Raw genomic sequence first — 18,527 nt, 5'->3', positions numbered from 1 at the left:
CCACGCTTCCTCCCCACGGTCGGTCGCCCTTCCGCAGTTGCGCTTCACTTCGCTCGCTGTGGTCAACTTGCCGCGCGACTTGCACCCGCAAGAGTGCGCCCATGCTGGGCGCACAAAAAACGCCCGCATCGCCGGGATGCGGGCGTCGTCGTCACACGCGTATCAACGCTTCAAAGCGCGGCGCGCACGTTCGATCAACGCGGACGTCGAGGAATCGTGCTTCTTCGGATCGGCTGCATCGGCGGTGATATCCGCTTCCACGACCTTGCCGAGAATCTTGCCGAGCTCCACGCCCCACTGATCGAACGAGTTGATGTTCCACACCGTTCCCTGCACCAGCACCTTGTGCTCGTACAGCGCGATCAGCGCGCCCAGCGTCTGCGGCGTGAGCGCATCGAGCATGATGGTGGTGGTCGGACGATTGCCGGGGAAGCTCAGATGCGTCGCGAGTTCTTCCTTGCCCGGACCCGCGATCTTCTTCGCTTCCTCGAGCGTGCGGCCGAGCATCAGCGCTTCGCTTTGCGCGAAGCAGTTCGCCAGCAGCTTCGCGTGATGATCGACCAGCGGATGCTCCGGCGTCATGACCGCGATGAAGTCGATCGGGATGATCGTCGGCCCTTGATGCAGCATCTGGAAGAACGCGTGCTGGCCGTTTGTGCCCGGTTCGCCCCAGATCACCGCGGCAGTCGGATAGTCGACCATGCCGCCGTCGAGCGTCGCCGACTTGCCGTTGCTCTCCATCTCCAGTTGCTGAAGATACGACGACAACAGACTCAGCGCCTGCGAATACGGCGCGATCAGATCGCTCTGCGAGCCGAAGAAGTTGCGATACCAGATGCCGACCATGCCCATCAGCACGGGCAGGTTCTTGTCGAGCGGCGCGTCGTGGAAATGCTCGTCCATCGTCGCCGCGCCTTGCAGCAGCAGGTCGAAGTTTTTCGGCCCGACGGCGATCATGATCGACAGCCCGACCGCCGACCACAGCGAATAACGCCCGCCGACCCAGTCCCACATCTCGAAGATATTTTCCTTCGCGATGCCGAACTTCGTCACTTCGACCGGATTCGCCGATACGCCGACGAAATGCTTCGACAGCTGATCTTCCGGACAGCCCGCCTTGAGGAACCAGTCGCGCATGGAGTGCGCGTTGGTCATGGTTTCGAGCGTCGTGAAAGTCTTCGACACGATGATGGCGAGCGTCTCTTCGGCATCGACTTGTTGCAGCACGTTCCACAGATCCGCGCCGTCGACGTTCGAGACGAAATGCGTGTCGAGTTCCTTCGATGCCAGATGATGCAGCGCATGCACGACCATCTTCGGCCCGAGGTCCGACCCGCCGATACCGATATTCACCACATGGCGAATGCGCTTGCCGGTGTGGCCGGTCCAGGAACCGTCGCGCACCTTGTCGGCGAACGCGGCCATCTTGGCTTTCTCGGCCTGCACTTGCCCGTAGAAAGGCGCGGTAGGCGACTGCGCGCGCAATGCGGTATGCAGCGCTGCGCGATGCTCGGTGATGTTGACGAAATCGCACTGAAACATGGCGTCGCGGCGCTTGGTCACGCCCGCCTGCTCGGCGAGTTCGATGAGCAGCTTGAGCGTCGCGTCGGTGATGCGGTTCTTCGAGAAATCGATGGTGAGGCCGCCGCCTTCGAAGGTCAGGCGTTCGGCGCGCGTCGGCGCGGTATCGTTTTGCGGCGCGAACCAGTCGCGCATACGCTCGTTGGAGATGGCTTCGTAATGCGACTGGAGCGCCGACCAGGCAGGAAGCGAATCGAGCGTCGAGGGTTGGGTCATGAGCGGTCCGTTAGTCTGAGGTGACAGTGGAAAACGTTCGTGCGGATGCGGTTCGGCTCGGCTTGCGTCTTACAACTGGTGAACGCGACCGACCGCCGCGGATGCCCGAATCGAAAAGAGTATAGCGACGATGCACGGTCTGATGCTTGGAAGACGTCACCGTGCATAGAAGCGGCGATTGATCAGACTGCGCACGCGGGGCGCGAGTTCGCCGGCCGTCAGCCCCGCCGGCCCGATGCCGTCGTCGCTCAGGCTTTGCGCCGCGAGCCCGTGCAGCCAGACGCCCGCGAGCGCGGCTTCGTAGGCGGGCAGGTTCTGCGCGAGCAATGCTCCGATCAATCCGCCGAGCACGTCGCCGGTGCCGCCGGTCGCGAGTCCCGCATTGCCGGTCGGATTGATCGCGACGCGTCCGTCGGGCGCGGCGACGATCGTGCCCGAGCCCTTGAGCACGGCGATCGCGCCGTAGCGCGCGGCAAGCTGACGCGCGGCTTGCAGACGATCCGCCTGCACGCTCTTCGCATCCGATTGCAGCAGACGCGCCGCTTCCAGCGGATGCGGCGTCAGGATGCACGGATCGCCTTTCGCGCCGCGCTGCGCGACGATGGCGGCGAGCGCGTCGTCGGCGGCGACGAGATTGAGCGCGTCGGCGTCGAGCAGTTTCGGCACGTCGAGATTGAGCGCGTCGGCGAACACTTTTTTCGCGCGATCGCTTTGGCCCATGCCGCAGCCGATCGCGAACGCATCCATTTTGTCGAGCGCGAAATCGTCGACGCGATGCAGCATCAGTTCGGGATGAGGCGGATCGTAAGGCGGAAAGCCTTCGCCCAGAAACGCGACGTTGACCTTGCCCGCGCCGCCGTACAGTGCCATGCGCGCGGCGAGCACTGGCGCGCCGCACATGCCGGTATCGCCGCCGATGATCGCGAGCGTGCCGAACGTGCCCTTGTTGGTGCCGTTGTCGCGCGGCGGAAACAGCTCGGCGAAGAGGGTGGGCGCATTGAGCGCGATCGACGGCGCGCCCGGCGGCTCGACGCCGATCGTCGCGACATACAATCGGCCGCACAGATCGCGGCCCAGCGCGGTGTAATGTCCCGGCTTCGCGCCGATGAAGGTGATCGTGTCGGTTGCGCGGACGGCTTCGCCATCGGCGACGGGCGCGCCGGTATCGCTGTTGAGACCGCTCGGCACATCGAGCGCCAGCACGCGTCCGGACGCGCGCGCGCGACACGTCATCGATGCCGCCATGCGCGCGAACACGCCGTCCAGCGGCCGCGTCAGGCCGATGCCGAACATGCCGTCGACAAGCCAGCCGTAGGCGTCCAGCGATGTTCCCGGTTCGCTTTCGATCGCCACGCCCGCCGCGCGCGCGAGTTCGAGCGCCCAGCGCGCATCGTCGGGTTTGACTTCGGCGGGCATGCAAACCGTCACCGTCACGCCCGCGCGATGCAGGCGCTCCGCCATCACGAGCGCGTCGCCGCCGTTGTTGCCGGGGCCCGTCGCGATCCAGACGGGCTGCGCGCGGCTGTCGGGATCGCGCTCGAGCGCATCGAGCAGACATTGCGCGGCGGCGTCACCCGCGCGCGCCATCAGCGTATGCGGCGGCAGCGCGGCGGCGGCACGCGCTTCGAGCGCGCGCAATTCGGCGAGCGTCAGCAGCGCGAGGGTGTCATCGTGCGGGGAAAAGTAGGGCGAAGTCTGAAGCGCGGTCATGGCTCGCTTGTCAAAGCTGTCGAAGCTGCGTGCGGTGGAGGGATCAACGCGCGGCGCAGCATTCATGCCATGCGCAATCAGAACCGGTCGATGCTCACGGCCGCGAGCGTATCGGCGGGCACGTCGGGCGTCGCGCCGGAGACGAGATCCGCGATCACTTTAGCAGAGCCGCAGGCGAGGCCCCATCCCGCCGGACCGTGCGCGGCGTTGACGTACAGACGCGGATGACGCGTCGCGCCGACCACCGGCAGGCCATCGGCGGAGAGCAGACGCAGCGCATCCCACGCGCGCGCCGCCGAGACGCGCGCCGCGCCCGGAATCCAGTCGTGCGTGCCCTGACCGAGCAGATCGAGCGCACGGCGCGACAGCGTCGCGTCCAGCGGCTTGTCGGCCTTGGCGGCGCTCAGGAACACGCCCGCGCCCGCGATCCGCAGACGCTGGTTGACGCGCGTCATCGTGATGCGCTTGACCGAATCGACCACGGTCAGATGCGGCGCGCGCTCCTCGTAGGCGACCGGCGCAGTGAGCGTGTGCATGCGCATCGGATAGAGCGAGGACGTCGTTTTCACGCCCGCGATCAGCCCGGGCGTCTCCACGCCGGCGGCGACCACGATGGCATCGGCCGACATCACTTCGAGATTCGCGCGACCCTTCTCGTCGTAAGGGTCGATCAGTTCGACCGCCGCGCGCGCGCTGTCGAGCCGCAAACCGGCGACGACGCGATTCATGCGGAACTGCACGCCGCCGTCGTCGAGCATCTGCTTGAGCTGCTTGGTGAACAGCGGACAGTTCGCGGTGCGCTCGTCGGGCAGCAGCACGCCGCCCGCGAACGCCGGCGTGTCCGGCACCGACGGCTCGGCCGCGATGCACTGTTCCGGCGACAGCACCCGATGCGGCACCGAGAAACGCTTCAGCAGATCGAGCGCGGGCTGCGCTTCGTCCATTTCGCGCGTCTGACGGAACAGATGCAGCATGCCGCGCCGTTGCTCGAATTCCAGTTCCAGACCGGTTTCGATTTCGTCGACCGCGCGGCGCGACAGCTCGATCAGCGGCTGCAAACGCGCGTATTGTGCGGCGAACGCTTCCGGCTCGCGCAGCGTGCCGAGTTGCCTGAGAAAGTCGCGGGCGGCGGAATCGAAACCGGGCTTGACCAGCATGCCGCACTGTTTGGCGCGATTCGACGCCATGAAGGTCGGGCCGAACCAGACATCGAGCGCGGAGGGCAGGAGCGCGCCGCCCTGACCGTAGGTGGCGCCTTGCGCGACGGTCGCGTGACGTTCCACCACGCAGACGCCGTGTCCGGCGGCGTGCAGCTGATACGCAGTGGCGATGCCGGCGATTCCTCCGCCGATGACGATGACATCCATGACAATGTGTGCCCGAAGGCGGGAGAGTGCACGACGCGACGCGCTGCGGGCTTAAGCTGTGTAAGCCGTGCGTCGCGACGATGAGACGGCGGGCGCGACGCCGGAGCCGCACCCGTACAAAGCGCGCCATGATAGCGCCAAAATGCCGGCTGAGGGTCGCGAATCCGGCACCGGTTTTGCCCGCTCATAATTTCGGGATGCGCAACGCGGCGCGCCGTCTGCGTAGACGTCTCCCGGCCAAGGCGCGCCGGGCGGGGCCGCCCGATTTCGAGACGCATCCGGGTTATAATCACGGCCTTCTTTTCGCCTCACGCCGCTTTCGGGCTCCCGGCGCTCCGGGCTTGTCCGAAGCAGCACACAGACGTCATCGACGCACCGTCACAATGGCCCACTTCTCCTGTTTCCCCGGCGCTTCGGCTCTTTCCGATTTCCGTCAAACCCGCCTGCTCGACACGCTCGCCCGCATCGACGCGAATATCGTCGGCGTGCGCGGTCAATTCCTGCATTTCGTTAACTCGTCCGAGCCTTTGACGGACGAAGACAGCAAGCGCATCGACGCGCTGATGCATTACGGCGCGCCGTTCGAGACGCAGAAGGAACGCGGCCACGTCGAAAACTTCATGGTGGTGCCGCGTTTCGGCACGGTGTCGCCGTGGGCGAGCAAGGCGACCGATATCGCGCATCACTGCGGACTGACGACGGTGCGGCGCATCGAGCGCGGCGTCGAGTATTCGGTGATCATGAAAAGCGGTCTGCTCGGCGGCAAGAAAGCGCTGTCCGACGAAGCGCGCGCGGCCGTCGCGGCGGCGCTGCACGACCGCATGACGGAAAACGTCGCGAAGTCGCGCGACGAAGCGCGTCATCTGTTCGACGAACTGCCCGCCCGGCCGCTCGCGACGGTGGACATCATCGGCGAAGGACGGCGCGCGCTGGAAGTGGCCAACGCGGAACTGGGGCTGGCGCTGGCGGAAGACGAAATCGTCTATCTGGTGAACGCGTTCGAAGGCCTGAAGCGCAATCCGACCGACGTCGAACTGATGATGTTCGCGCAGGCCAACAGCGAGCACTGCCGCCACAAGATCTTCAACGGCGAATGGACCATCGACGGCGAGAAGCAGGACATGTCGCTGTTCGCGATGATCCGCAACACGGAAAAGCTGAATCACGAAGGCACGATCGTCGCGTATTCGGATAATTCGGCGATCATGGCGGGCGGCAAGGCCGAGCGCTGGTTCCCGCGCGGCAAGGACGAGCAGTACGCGCGTCACGAGGAACTGACGCACACGCTGATGAAGGTCGAAACGCACAATCACCCGACGGCCATTTCGCCGTTCGCGGGCGCGGCGACCGGCTCCGGCGGCGAAATCCGCGACGAAGGCGCGACGGGCCGCGGCGCGCGTCCGAAGGCCGGTCTCGCGGGCTTCACGGTGTCGAATCTCGATCTGCCCGATGCCCGCGAAAAATGGGAAAACGCCCGCGACAACGCGGTGCCGCTGGCTTCGCGCAATCCGTCCGAGACGCACGCGCCGTACGGACGCCCGGACCGCATCGCGTCGCCGTTGCAGATCATGATCGACGGGCCGATCGGCGCGGCGGCCTTCAACAACGAGTTCGGCCGGCCCAATCTTGGCGGCTATTTCCGCACTTACGAGCAGAACGTCGCGGGGCGCGTGCGCGGCTATCACAAGCCGATCATGATCGCGGGCGGCATCGGCAATATTTCGGATCAGCACACGCACAAGAATGATCTGCCGGCGGGCACGCTGCTGATTCAGATCGGCGGGCCGGGCATGCGCATCGGCATGGGCGGCGGCGCGGCATCGTCGATGGCGACCGGCGCGAACACCGCCGAACTCGACTTCGACTCCGTGCAGCGCGGCAATCCCGAAATTCAGCGTCGCGCGCAGGAAGTGATCAATACGTGCTGGCAACTCGGCGAGCACAACCCGATTCTGTCGATTCACGACGTCGGCGCGGGCGGCATTTCGAACGCGTTCCCCGAACTGGTCGATGGCGCGGGCAAGGGCGCGCACTTCGAACTGCGCAAGGTGCAACTCGAAGAGACCGGTCTGTCGCCGCGCGAAATCTGGTCGAACGAAGCGCAAGAGCGTTACGTGCTGGCGATCGCGCCCGAAGCGCTGCCGGCGTTCCAGGCCATTTGCGAACGCGAACGCTGCCCGTCGGCAGTCATCGGCGTGGCGACGGAAGAACGTCAGCTGAAGCTGATCGACGACGCCAACGAAGGCCAGGAGCCCGTCGACATGCCGATGGACGTGCTGCTCGGCAAGCCGCCGAAGATGCATCGCGACGTCAAGCGTGAAAGCGGCGCGCTCACGCCTGTGGATGTCACCGGCCTGCCGCTGTCGGAAGTCGCGGTCGATGTGCTGAAGCATCTGACCGTCGCGAGCAAGTCGTTCCTCATCACCATCGGCGATCGTTCCGTCGGCGGCACGACCGCGCGCGATCAGTTCGTGGGTCCGTGGCAGGTGCCGGTCGCCGATTGCGCCGTCACGACGATGGACTACGCCGGCTTCCGCGGCGAAGCCATGACGATGGCCGAGCGCACGCCGCTCGCCGTCATCGATGCGCCGGCGTCCGGCCGCATGGCGGTGGGCGAGGCGGTGACCAACATCGCGTCCGCGCCGATCGAATCGCTGAACAAGCTCAAGCTGTCCGCGAACTGGATGGCCGCCTGCGGCAGCGCCGGCGAAGACGCCGCGCTCTACGACACGGTGAAGGCCATCGGCATGGAACTGTGCCCGGCGCTGGGCATCAGCATTCCGGTCGGCAAGGATTCGCTGTCGATGCGCACCAAGTGGGAAGACGCGCGCGGTGCGGCGAAGGAAGTCGTGTCGCCGGTGTCGCTGATCATCTCGGCGTTCGCGCCGGTCGAAGACGTGCGCCGTCATCTCACGCCGCAACTGGCGAACGACACCAACACCGTGCTGATCGCCATCGATCTGGGCCGCGGCCGCAATCGCATGGGCGGCAGCATCCTCGCGCAAGTCACGCAGCAGGTCGGCGACGCGACACCGGACGTCGACGATCCGGAAGACCTGAAGCGCTTTTTCGCCGCGATTCAGTCGCTCAACGCCGACGGCAAGCTGCTCGCGTATCACGATCGCTCGGACGGCGGCCTGTGGGCGACGGTCTGCGAAATGGCGTTCGCGGGTCACGTCGGCGTGTCGCTGAACATCGACATGCTGACGCTCGATCCGGACCACGAATTCGATTACGGCGACGCCAAAGACTGGGCGAAGCAGACCAGCGGCCGTCGCGACGACCGCACGATCCGCGCGCTGTTCTCGGAAGAGCTCGGCGCGGTCGTGCAGGTGGGCGCGGAAGAACGCGACGCCGTGCTCGGCGCGCTGCGCGAACACGGTCTGTCGGCGTGCTCGCATGTGATCGGCAAGCCGAATGGATCGGGCGATATCGAGATTTATCGCGACGCGAAGAAGATTTTCGGTGCGCCGCGCGTGGAACTGCATCGCGCGTGGAGCGAGGTGAGCTGGCGCATCGCGCGTCTGCGCGACAACCCGGCCTGCGCCGACGCCGAATACGACGCGATCCTCGACGCCGCCGATCCGGGCATTTCGCCGGTGCTGACCTTCGATCCGTCCGAAGACGTCGCCGCGCCGTTCATTGCCACGAACAAGCGCCCGCGTGTCGCGATCCTGCGCGAGCAGGGCGTGAACTCGCATCTGGAAACGGCCTACGCGTTCGATCGCGCCGGATTCGACGCGCACGACGTCCATATGAGCGATCTGCTCGAAGGCCGCGCGACGCTCGCTGATTTCGCGGGCGCGGTCGCCTGCGGCGGTTTCTCCTACGGCGACGTGCTCGGCGCGGGCGAAGGCTGGGCGAAGACCATCCGCTTCAACGCGCAACTCGCGGACATGTTCGCCGCGTTCTTCGCGCGCCCGGACACGTTCGCGCTCGGCATCTGCAACGGCTGCCAGATGATGTCGAGCTTGGCCTCGATGATTCCCGGCGCGGAAAACTGGCCGAAGTTCACGCGCAACAAGTCCGAGCAGTTCGAAGCGCGTTTCTCGCTCGTCGAAGTGCAAAGCTCGCCGTCGATTTTCTTCGCCGGCATGGAAGGCTCGCGCATTCCGGTCGCGGTCGCGCACGGCGAAGGCTTTGCTGACTTTTCGCAGCAGGGCGATGCATCGAAGGCGCTGATCGCCATGCGTTATGTCGACCATCGCGGTCAGGCGACGGAGACGTATCCGTTCAACCCGAACGGCTCGCCGCAGGGCATCACGTCCGTGACGACGCCGGATGGCCGCTTCACCGTGCTGATGCCGCATATGGAGCGCGTGCATCGCAATGTACAGATGAGCTGGACGCCCGACGACTGGACCACCGACGGCAGCCCATGGCTGCGCGTGTTCCAGAACGCGCGATGCTTCCTCGGCTGATTCTCAAGCTCGTTTTTCGACACCCCGCAGCGCGAGCTCCGGGGTGTTTTTCTATCTGGACGCTTGCCTCCAGTCACGTATCCCAAAATAATCGGTTCGTAAGTTGCGGGTATAGTCTCCGGGCGCGGCACACACGGCCGTGGAGGAGACGAAGTGAAACAATCATGACAACATTACTTAGAATTGCTAAATTTATCTCAAAGCGCCGGCAAGCTGCCGTCAGACAGGAAAGCCGCGTTGCGCTCGATGTGGAAACGCGTCGGCGCGGGCGCCGTCATTGCGGCGGTGTCGTGCTTTATCGTGGCGTGCAGCAGCGGCGATTCCGATTCGAACGGCGTCGACATGTCGTCCACGGCGCGCGCGGCCGCGCTTGGCGGCAATCTGATGGTGCGCGTCGCCATCGACACCAACGACACCGCCAAATCCGGCACGAACTGCGCCGATCTCGGCGCGGACTGGGCGAGTTTCGCGCGCGGCAAGCTGATTCTGGAGAACACCGGCAGCACGCGTCTCGCGGCGGGCGGATGGACGCTCTACGTGCACAGCATCCGCCGCATTCTGATGATCGACCGGCCCGACATCAGCTGGCGTCACATCACCGGCGATCTTTACGCGCTGACGCCGAACGCCGGCGCATTCACGCTGGGCGCGGGCGAGCGCGTCGAAGTGCCGTTCGTCGGCGAATACTGGTATCAGCGTTACAGCGATCTGCTGCCGCGCAGCTATGTCGTCGCCGATGGCGCGCAACCCGTCATGCTGAGGCATAACGACACCGACGACGAAACGCAGTACGTCGACGCCATCCCGCCGATCAGCGACGATGCGGCCGCTGTCGCCTCGACGCCCGCGCAAGTGCTGCGCGCGAAGGCCGAAGCAACGCTTCCGTCAGCGCAGCAGACCGCAGCGCGCGCCTTGCCCGCCGTGTTGCGCACCGCGCAGGGCGAGGGCGCGGTGCAGATCGGCGGTATCGATCTGTCGGCGAGCGGTTTGACGTCCGCGCAAACGATTGCGCTGAAGGCACGCGCGACCACGCTCGGGCTGAACGGCACGGCGCTGCATGTAAGCGGGCGCATCGTCGGCACGGCGCTGCCGGCGGATATCGCGACCCCGGGCGGGTATCGGCTGACGCTTGCATCGGACGGCGCGAGCGTCGACGCGTTCGATGCCGCCGGTCTCTATTACGCCGTGCAGACGCTGCTGTCGCTGACGCCCGCGAACGGCGGCGCGGTGCCCGCCATGACGATCGAGGATGCACCGCGCTATGTGCATCGCGGCATGCATGTCGATGTCGCGCGCAATTTCCGCTAGCCCGCGACCATCAAGCGCCTGATCGATCAGATGAGCGCTTACAAGCTCAACCGGCTGCATTTGCATCTGTCCGACGACGAAGGCTGGCGCATCGAGATTCCGGGCTTGCCGGAACTGACCGCGATCGGCGGCCAGCGTTGCCACGATCTCACCGAAACGCGCTGTCTCGTGCCGCAACTCGGCTCCGGTCCGAACAACCAGTCGGGCGGCGGCTATCTGAAGCGCGCGGATTACGTGGCACTGGTGCGCTACGCGGCGGACCGGTTCGTCGAGATCATTCCGGAGATCGACATGCCGGGCCATGCGCGCGGGGCGGTGGTGTCGATGGAGGCGCGTTACCGGAATCTGCACGCGCAAGGCAACGAAGCCGCCGCCAACGCCTACCGCCTGCTCGATCCCGCCGACACGACCAACGCGACGACCGTGCAGTTCTACGATCGCCGCAGCTTCCTCAATCCGTGCATGGATAGCTCGAAGCGCTTTGCATCGAAGGTGATCGGCGAAGTCGCGGCGATGCATCGCGAAGCCGGCGCGCCGCTGTCCATCTGGCATTTCGGCGGCGACGAAGCGAAGAATATCCTGCTGGGTTCGGGTTTTCAGGCGCTCGACGGCACCGATCCGGGCAAGGGTGGTCACGTCAATCTCGCCGCGCAAGATCAGCCTTGGGCGCGTTCGCCGCAATGCGCGAAGCTGATTGCATCGGGCAAGGCCGCCTCCGTCGACGAACTGCCATCGATGTTCGCGCGTCAGGTGAGTCAGCTCGTCAGCGCGAACGGCATCGGCACGATGGCGGCGTGGCAGGACGGCATCAAGCACGCCAGCGGCCCGGCGGATTTCGCGACGTCGAACATGATGGTCACGATGTGGGACACGATCTTCTGGGGCGCGTCCGATACCGTGCAGTCGCTGAGCGGGAAGGGTTACAAGACCGTGCTGGTGCTGCCGGACTATCTGTACTTCGACTTCCCGTATTCGCTCGATCAGCACGAACGCGGCTATTACTGGGGATCGCACGCCACCGATGCGTTCAAGACCTTCTCGCTCGCGCCGGACAATCTGCCGCAAAACGCCGAGATCATGGGCGATCGCGACGGCAAGCCGTTCGCCGTCACGAGCGCGGGCGCCGCGCCGCATATTGAAGGCATTCAGGGGCAGGCGTGGGCCGAAGTCATGCGCAACGATCAGCAGTTCGAGTACATGGCGTATCCGCGCTTGCTGGCGCTGGCGGAGCGGGCGTGGCATCGGGCGGCGTGGGAGCGACCGTATCGCGATGGCGAGACGTATCAGCTCGGCGTGACCGACAAGGTCGACAAGGCCGCGCTCGCCAGCGACTGGGCGGGATTCGTCAGCGTCGCGCAGAATCGCGAACTGCCGAAGCTGGCGCGGGCGGGGCTCAATATGCGCCCGAAGCTTACGCTGCAATGACGCGCGTCTAGAAACGACGAAGCCACCCGAGGGCGGCTTCGTTACGCTCAACGCGCGAAAGAAAAACGCGTTACTTGATCACCGCTTTCTTCTTCAGTTCTTCTTCGAACGCTTGCAGCTTTTCCTGCTGAATCTGCTGCGAAATCTGCGCCTTCACCTGATCCAGCGGCGGCGGCGCGACTTCGCGGCTATCGTCCATCCGGATGATATGCCAGCCGAATTGCGTCTTGACCGGCTCCGGCGTGACTTCGCCCTTCTTGAGCTTGGCGGCCGCCGCGCCGAATTCCGGCACGTACGCCGACGGCGACGACCAGTCGAGATCGCCGCCATTCTTGCCCGATCCCGGGTCCTTCGAATATTGCTTGGCCAGATCCTCGAAGCTCGCGCCGCCCTTGATCTTCGCGATCAGGTCCTTGGCCTGCTGCTCGTTATCCACGAGGATGTGATGCAGATGCAGTTCCTTGCCGCCGCCGTTCTGCTTGACGAGTTCGTCGTAACGCGCCTTCACTTCGGCGTCCGTGACCGGATGCGACTTCACGAAGTTTTCGATCAGCGCGCGCAGCACAACCGTCTGTTGCGCGACGGCGATCTGCGCCTTCACGTCGGGCTTGTTGGCGATGCCTTCGCGCGCGGCTTCCTGCATCAGGATTTCGCGATTGACGAGTTCTTCGCGCACCGCCTGCTGCAACTGCGGCGAATCCTGCTGACCTTGTGCGACGAGTTGCTTCACGAGGGCATCGGCCCGCGACGTGGGAATCGGCGTGCCGTTGACGACGGCGATGTTTTGCGCAAACGCGGGGGCCGCCGCGAATGCAGCAAGCAAGACCCAGACGCGGGTTTTTTTCAAAGTCATCGGAGGTTCCTAACTGAGCAACGAGACGCCTGCGTGAGGCGGGTTGTAAGCGGCAAATGCCGATTGAAAAGATTCCTGAGAGTCGCGTGTTATTGGAATAGTTCGGCGAACTCCTGCGGCGTGTACGTCTTGATGGCGAGTGCATGCACGCCACGCCGCATTTCATCGGCCAGCGCATCATACACCAGCCGATGGCGCGCCACGCGGGGCTTGCCGGCAAAGCCGTCCGCGACGATCGTCACCGTATAGTGACTGCCGGACGCCGCACCGGCGTGGCCGGCGTGCGCGGCGCTATCGTCCTCGATATGCACGGAAGTGGGCGCGAGCGCCGCGTTCAGCTTCGTTTCCAGATGCGCGATTTTCTCCTGCGCGCTGGCCGCCATGAAGTCGAAACTCATTGGCCGTCCTCCTTCATGTATTTGGCCAGCCACAGGCTCTGCGCAAGGATAAACAGCACGAGGCCGCCGGTCGCGCCGAACAGCTTGAAGTTCACCCATTGATCGGTGGTGAAGTGATACGCGACGAACAGATTCACGATGCCGAGCAGCGCGAAAAACACGGCCCACGCCACGTTCAATTGTCCCCACACGCGATGCGGCAGGACGATCTGCTTGCCCATCATCGCTTCGATCAGATTTTTGCGGAAACCGATTTGCGCGATGATCAGCGCCCCCGCGAACAGCCAGTAGAGCGCGGTCGGCTTCCATTTGATGAAGGTGTCGTTATGCAGCACGAGCGTCGCGCCGCCGAACACGACGACCACGCCGAGGTTGACCCACAGCATCGGATCGACCTTGCGGTGACGGAACGCGACCCAGGCGATCTGCACGAGCGTCGCGGCGATGGCGACGCCGGTCGCGGTGTAAATGCCCCAGATCTTGAAAGCGACAAAAAAGAGAATGATCGGGAAGAGATCGAACAGAAATTTCATTGGCGTGGCAACGAGATAGACACGGAAGGCTGCAGCGCGGTCGGGATCGTGACGGAAACATGAAGAAACGCCCGCCGAAACAAAAGCGGGCGTTTGGTATGACGTCAGGCACGCGCGCGAAACAATTCACGCGCGGCGCACCCTGGCGCGCGCTTACTTGGGTTCGAATTGTAGCGCAGCCGAGTTGATGCAATAGCGCAGGCCGGTCGGCGCGGGACCATCCTCGAAAACGTGACCCAGATGCGCGCCGCAGTTCTTGCACACCACCTCGATGCGCAGCATGCCGTGCGAGCGGTCGGTCTTTTCCTGAATGACTTCGCCGTTGATCGGCTTGAAGTAGCTCGGCCAGCCGCAACCGGCGTCGAACTTCGTGTCCGACTCGAACAGCGGCGTGCCGCAGCACACGCAGTCGTAGACGCCGCGATCGGTGTGATCCCAGAATTTGCCCGTAAATGGCCGCTCCGTCATGGCGTGACGCGTCACCTGATATTGCATGTCGTCCAGTTCCTGACGATAGGTGGCGTCGTCCTTCTGCAGCGGATAAGCCGTGGTGTTGGCGGTGTCGTCTCTTTTCATGTCGATCCTCTCCTGCGGTTCGTGAGATTCGTGCGGCCGGGGAAGGCCATGTAGTTGGGGACGATGCTACGAAGAACAACTCACTTCCAGATCGCCGGCCCAGTCGGGCGGCAGACCGGCATAGGCTTCGTAGTGCGGCTGTTCGTCATAGGGATGGCGCAGCACGTCCAGCAGACGCGCCACTTGCGAAAAATCCTTTTCCGACGCTTGACGAATCGCCTGTTCGGCCAGGTGATTGCGCAGCACGTACTTCGGATTCACGCGATTCATCGCTTCGGCGCGCGCGGCGTCGTCGCGGGTTTCGTGGGCGAGCCGGGCGCGATATTGCGCGACCCAGCCATCGAACGCGGCGCGATCAAGGAACAGATCGCGTACAGGCGCGTCCCGGCTGGCATCGGCGCGGGAAATTTTCGCGAGATGGCGGAACGTCAGCGTGAAATCCGCGCGATTGGCGTGCATGACTTCGAACAGGCTATTGGCGAGCGCGACGTCTTCCTCGCGCGCGATGTCGAGACCGAGCTTCGCGCGCATTTTGGCTTCCAGCGCGGGAGAAAAGCGCGCCTTGTAGTGCTCCATGACCTTTTGCGCTTCCTTGACGACACGCTCCGAACGGCCTTCTTCCGGCAGGTTGTCGCCGAACAGCGGCACCAGCGCCTGCGCGAGACAGAACAGATTCCAGTACGCGACCTGCGGCTGCCGGCTATACGAATAGCGGCCCTGCGTATCCGAATGATTGCAGACATGGTGCGCGTTAAAGCCGTCGATGAAACCGAACGGGCCGTAATCGATCGTCAGACCGAGAATCGACATGTTGTCGGTGTTCATCACGCCGTGGCAGAAGCCGACGCCTTGCCATTCGGCCATCAGATCGGCGGTGTTGCGCACGCATTCGTCGAGCAGCGCGAGATAGGGATCGTCGGCCTCGCGGCACTGCGGATAGAAGCGGTCGATGACGTGATCCGCCAGCGCGCGCAAATCGTCGATGCGATCGTTCGAATAGAAATGCTCGAAGTGCCCGAAGCGCACGAAGCTCGGCGCGACGCGCGTCACGATGGCCGCCGTCTCGATGCTTTCGCGCCGCACCGGCAAGTCCGACCCGACGATGGCGAGCGCACGCGTCGTCGGAATGCCGAGATGATGCATCGCCTCGGAACAGAGAAATTCGCGGATCGACGAGCGCAGCACGGCGCGGCCGTCGCCCATGCGCGAGTAGGGCGTGCGTCCCGCGCCCTTGAGCTGGATTTCCACGCGCGCGCCGCCATGCGTCGATTCGCCGAGCGTCAGCGCCCGTCCGTCGCCGAGCTGGCCGGCCCAGACGCCGAACTGATGGCCCGAATAGACGGCCGCGTAGGGCAGCGCATCGGCGGGCCAGTCGCGGGTGGGATTGCCGGCGAAATACGCCGCGAAGGCCGCGCTTTCGTCGAGTGCGGCGAGTTCCGCATCGAAGCCGAGCGATTGCGCCATCTCGCGCGATATCGCGACGAGGTACGGATCGGGCACTGGCGTGGCCGGAAGACGGGTCAGGAATGCGGGACCGAGCGCGGCGAACGATCCCGGTTCGCCGATGCGGATCGCGCGGGTGAGCGCGTCCACGGAAAGCGTGTCGTCGCGCGCCGCGCGCACGGCATTGCTTGGGGAGAACGACATATTGAGCGCCTCTGAGTTAAACGATATTGTAAGTCCGCGCCTGCGGGCCTGCAGAAGCGTCTTCCGGCGCAATTTCAGCGCCATCACACCATCAGAGAACTTCGCTTATGACGTCGCCGCTCTACGGCCAGATGATGGAAGTACCGTTGCTCGCGTCGTCCCTGCTTTCCCACGCCTCACGCCACTTCGGCGACATCGAGATCGTGTCGCGCCGCATCGAAGGCGACATCCATCGATACACCTATCGCGACTGCGAAAAGCGCGCCAAACAGCTCGCGCAGGCGCTGATCGCGCTTGGCGTCGAGCAGGGCGAACGGATCGGCACGCTCGCGTGGAACGGCTATCGGCATCTCGAGTGCTATTACGGCGTGCCCGGCATGGGCGCGGTCTGCCATACGATCAACCCGCGTCTGTTTCCCGATCAGATCGCGTTCATCATCGATCACGCGAACGACTCGTACGTGTTCTTCGACATGACGTTCTGGCAGTTGGTCGAGAACATCGCGCCGCTGTGTCCGAACGTGAAGGGCTGGATCGCGCTCGGCGACGAAGGCTGCATGGCGCAGTTTCGCGCCGACATGAGCGTGCCGGTGCAGAGTTACGAAACGCTGATCGGCGCGCAGGACGGCGACTTCGAGTGGCCCGAACTCGACGAGCGGCAAGCGCCGATTCTCTGCTACACATCCGGCACGACGGGCAATCCGAAGGGCGCGCTGTATTCGCATCGCTCGACGGTGCTGCACGCCTACGCCGCCGCGTTGCCTGACGCAATGAGCGCGTCATCGAGCGATGCGATCTTGCCGGTCGTGCCGATGTTCCACGTCAACGCGTGGGGCATTCCGCACGCCGCGCCGCTCGCGGGCGCGAAGCTCGTGCTGCCGGGCAAGGATCTGGACGGCAAGTCGCTCTACGATTTGATGGAAGCGGAAGGCGTGACCTTTTCCGCCGGCGTGCCGACCGTGTGGCTCGGCCTGCTGTCGTACATGAAGAGCGAGGGCGTGCGCTTCTCGACGCTCAAGCGCACGGTGATCGGCGGCTCGGCGTGCCCGCCCGCGATGCTGCGCATGTTCGAGGACGAATACGGCGTCGACGTGATCCATGCGTGGGGCATGACGGAAATGTCGCCGCTCGGGCCGCTCGCGCGGCTGAATCATCGGCAGAAGCAGCGGCCGCTGGAAGATCAGCGGCGTTCGCTTGAAAAGCAGGGACATACGCTGTTCGGCGTCGATATGAAAGTGGTCGGCGAGGACGGCCGCGATCTGCCGTGGGACGGCAAGTCCTTCGGCAACCTGCATGTGCGCGGCCATTGCGTGATTGATCGATACTTCCGCCGCGAGGAGTTGCCGCTCGTCGACGGCTGGTTCCCGACCGGCGATGTCGCGACCATCGATGCCGACGGCTTCATGCAGATTACCGATCGCAGCAAGGACGTGATCAAGTCGGGCGGCGAGTGGATCAGCTCGATCGACCTCGAAAACATTGCGGTGTCGCATCCGCAGGTGGCGGAGGCGGTTTGTATTGCGTGCGCGCATCCGAAGTGGACGGAGCGGCCGCTGATCGTCGCGGTGCTGAAGCCCGGCGCGACCGTGACACGAGAAGAGTTGCTTGCGCATTTTCAGGGCAAGGTCGCGAAGTGGTGGATCCCGGACGATGTAGTGTTCGCCACCGAATTGCCGCATACCGCGACGGGCAAGTTGCAGAAGGTGCGGTTACGGGAGGCGTATCGGGATTACGTGTTGCCGGGGGCGGTGGAGAGCGATGCTTGATCGCTTGATCAGACGCGCCAGCGGCGTTTGCGCGCGAGGGGCATGTCGAGGCCGTCGTAGACGAGGAGGTCGCCTTTTTGCACGACATCCATCGCGTGCTGCGGAAGTTCGACCGAAAGACTGTACCGGCCCGGTTCCCGTCGAACCACGCGCGCAGGCACGACCGCCTTCACGCGCAACGGGAATCGCTGACCTTCATGGACCACTTGCGCCTCCGCGTTGAAGTTGAGGTTTCCGTCAAGTAGCTTCCCATCCAGAACTCCAATTCGGTTGCGAGGAAACTTGTCCACGCCCGTAATTTCAAACGTAAATGCCACGGCAATCCTCCGGATTGTGTTTTGAAGTTGTGCAAGAAGCGCCGAAGGCGACGCCGATTGTCGATACGCTCGCGTAACGGAATTCTCCAGCGATGTTCGCGCGTAACCAGCACGCGGGCAGCGAGATATTCCATCAACTCGGTGGTCGGCCCGAACCCATGCCGCTCCAGCACATACGCGTGGATCTTTTTCTCGAATTGAATGGCGTGGATGAGTTCCTCGCAAAGCGTCGATTGGCTGGGTTGGGTTCCCAACACGATCAGCACTTCGGAAAGCGTGCAAGCGGTAGTGTGCAGAATGATGTGCAAAAACGCTGAGGCGGCAGGAGCGCAGAGGCAGGGGTGGCCGTGGTGTAAGTTGATGAATGTCCAGTTCGTCAACCTGCCCTCGGGAGGGCTTACGCCATGGC

Annotated in this window: 12 protein-coding genes and 2 pseudogenes; 3 read left to right on the top strand and 11 right to left on the bottom strand. The window is 64.4% G+C overall.

From position 1 onward, the window contains the following. Positions 1-162 precede the first annotated feature (162 nt). From pgi to BVER_RS17510, 3 genes and pseudogenes are all read right to left on the bottom strand, one after another. Positions 163-1,797 (bottom strand): glucose-6-phosphate isomerase, encoded by a 1,635-nt coding sequence (gene pgi, locus BVER_RS17520; RefSeq protein ID WP_050454407.1) that lies wholly within the window; start codon positions 1,795-1,797, stop codon positions 163-165. Between the two features lie 156 nt (positions 1,798-1,953). Then, the gene (locus BVER_RS17515; protein ID WP_050454406.1) at positions 1,954-3,507 is read right to left on the bottom strand and encodes a bifunctional ADP-dependent NAD(P)H-hydrate dehydratase/NAD(P)H-hydrate epimerase; all 1,554 of its coding nucleotides are present in this window, start codon (positions 3,505-3,507) and stop codon (positions 1,954-1,956) included. A 77-nt stretch (positions 3,508-3,584) separates the two neighbouring features. Next, positions 3,585-4,907 (bottom strand): annotated as a pseudogene (locus BVER_RS17510) (FAD-dependent oxidoreductase); the annotation flags it as partial. 350 nt (positions 4,908-5,257) lie between these two features. On the opposite strand from BVER_RS17510, the gene purL reads away from it, so the two are divergent. Beyond that, positions 5,258-9,295, top strand: a complete 4,038-nt coding sequence (purL, locus tag BVER_RS17505) for a phosphoribosylformylglycinamidine synthase (RefSeq protein ID WP_050454404.1) — start codon at positions 5,258-5,260, stop codon at positions 9,293-9,295. A gap of 197 nt (positions 9,296-9,492) precedes the next feature. On the opposite strand, the gene BVER_RS34015 is transcribed toward purL, so the two are convergent. Continuing rightward, complete coding sequence (locus BVER_RS34015) at positions 9,493-9,639, bottom strand: hypothetical protein (RefSeq protein ID WP_232316606.1); 147 nt, start codon at positions 9,637-9,639, stop codon at positions 9,493-9,495. Here BVER_RS34015 and BVER_RS17500 point away from each other — a divergent pair. After that, positions 9,573-12,028: pseudogene (locus BVER_RS17500) on the top strand (family 20 glycosylhydrolase). The gene BVER_RS34015 and the pseudogene BVER_RS17500 overlap by 67 nt on opposite strands. A 70-nt stretch (positions 12,029-12,098) precedes the next feature. Here BVER_RS17500 and BVER_RS17495 read toward each other — a convergent pair. The 5 genes from BVER_RS17495 to BVER_RS17475 form a co-directional block, all read right to left on the bottom strand. Beyond that, positions 12,099-12,881 (bottom strand): peptidylprolyl isomerase, encoded by a 783-nt coding sequence (locus BVER_RS17495; protein WP_050454403.1) that lies wholly within the window; start codon positions 12,879-12,881, stop codon positions 12,099-12,101. Positions 12,882-12,970: 89 nt separating this feature from the next. Continuing rightward, positions 12,971-13,279: a BolA family protein gene (locus BVER_RS17490; RefSeq protein ID WP_050454402.1), complete on the bottom strand. Its 309-nt coding sequence runs from the start codon at positions 13,277-13,279 to the stop codon at positions 12,971-12,973. Then, the gene (locus BVER_RS17485) at positions 13,276-13,812 is read right to left on the bottom strand and encodes a septation protein A (RefSeq protein ID WP_050454401.1); all 537 of its coding nucleotides are present in this window, start codon (positions 13,810-13,812) and stop codon (positions 13,276-13,278) included. Before BVER_RS17485 ends, BVER_RS17490 begins: the two co-directional genes overlap by 4 nt. Before the next feature lie 153 nt (positions 13,813-13,965). Next, positions 13,966-14,388, bottom strand: a complete 423-nt coding sequence (msrB, locus tag BVER_RS17480) for a peptide-methionine (R)-S-oxide reductase MsrB (RefSeq protein ID WP_050454400.1) — start codon at positions 14,386-14,388, stop codon at positions 13,966-13,968. 66 nt (positions 14,389-14,454) lie between these two features. Next, on the bottom strand, positions 14,455-16,035 hold the full coding sequence (locus BVER_RS17475) for a protein adenylyltransferase SelO (protein WP_050454399.1): 1,581 nt from the start codon (positions 16,033-16,035) through the stop codon (positions 14,455-14,457). Positions 16,036-16,142: 107 nt separating this feature from the next. Between BVER_RS17475 and BVER_RS17470 the strand changes: the two genes are divergently transcribed. Continuing rightward, positions 16,143-17,801: a 3-(methylthio)propionyl-CoA ligase gene (locus BVER_RS17470; RefSeq protein ID WP_050454398.1), complete on the top strand. Its 1,659-nt coding sequence runs from the start codon at positions 16,143-16,145 to the stop codon at positions 17,799-17,801. A gap of 8 nt (positions 17,802-17,809) precedes the next feature. Here BVER_RS17470 and BVER_RS31660 read toward each other — a convergent pair whose 3' ends face one another. Together BVER_RS31660 and BVER_RS17465 are read right to left on the bottom strand one after the other, a co-directional pair. Continuing rightward, complete coding sequence (locus BVER_RS31660; protein WP_157056108.1) at positions 17,810-17,980, bottom strand: hypothetical protein; 171 nt, start codon at positions 17,978-17,980, stop codon at positions 17,810-17,812. Continuing rightward, positions 17,971-18,527 (bottom strand): hypothetical protein (locus BVER_RS17465; RefSeq protein WP_232316605.1); only part of this gene is annotated, 557 nt, incomplete at its 5' end. The genes BVER_RS17465 and BVER_RS31660, both read right to left, overlap by 10 nt.

The sequence above is a fragment of the Candidatus Burkholderia verschuerenii genome (assembly GCF_001189365.1).
In the GTDB taxonomy this organism is placed as follows: domain Bacteria; phylum Pseudomonadota; class Gammaproteobacteria; order Burkholderiales; family Burkholderiaceae; genus Caballeronia; species Caballeronia verschuerenii.
Note: the sequence above shows the minus strand (reverse complement) of the source record. Positions and strands in the feature narration are given on the sequence as shown.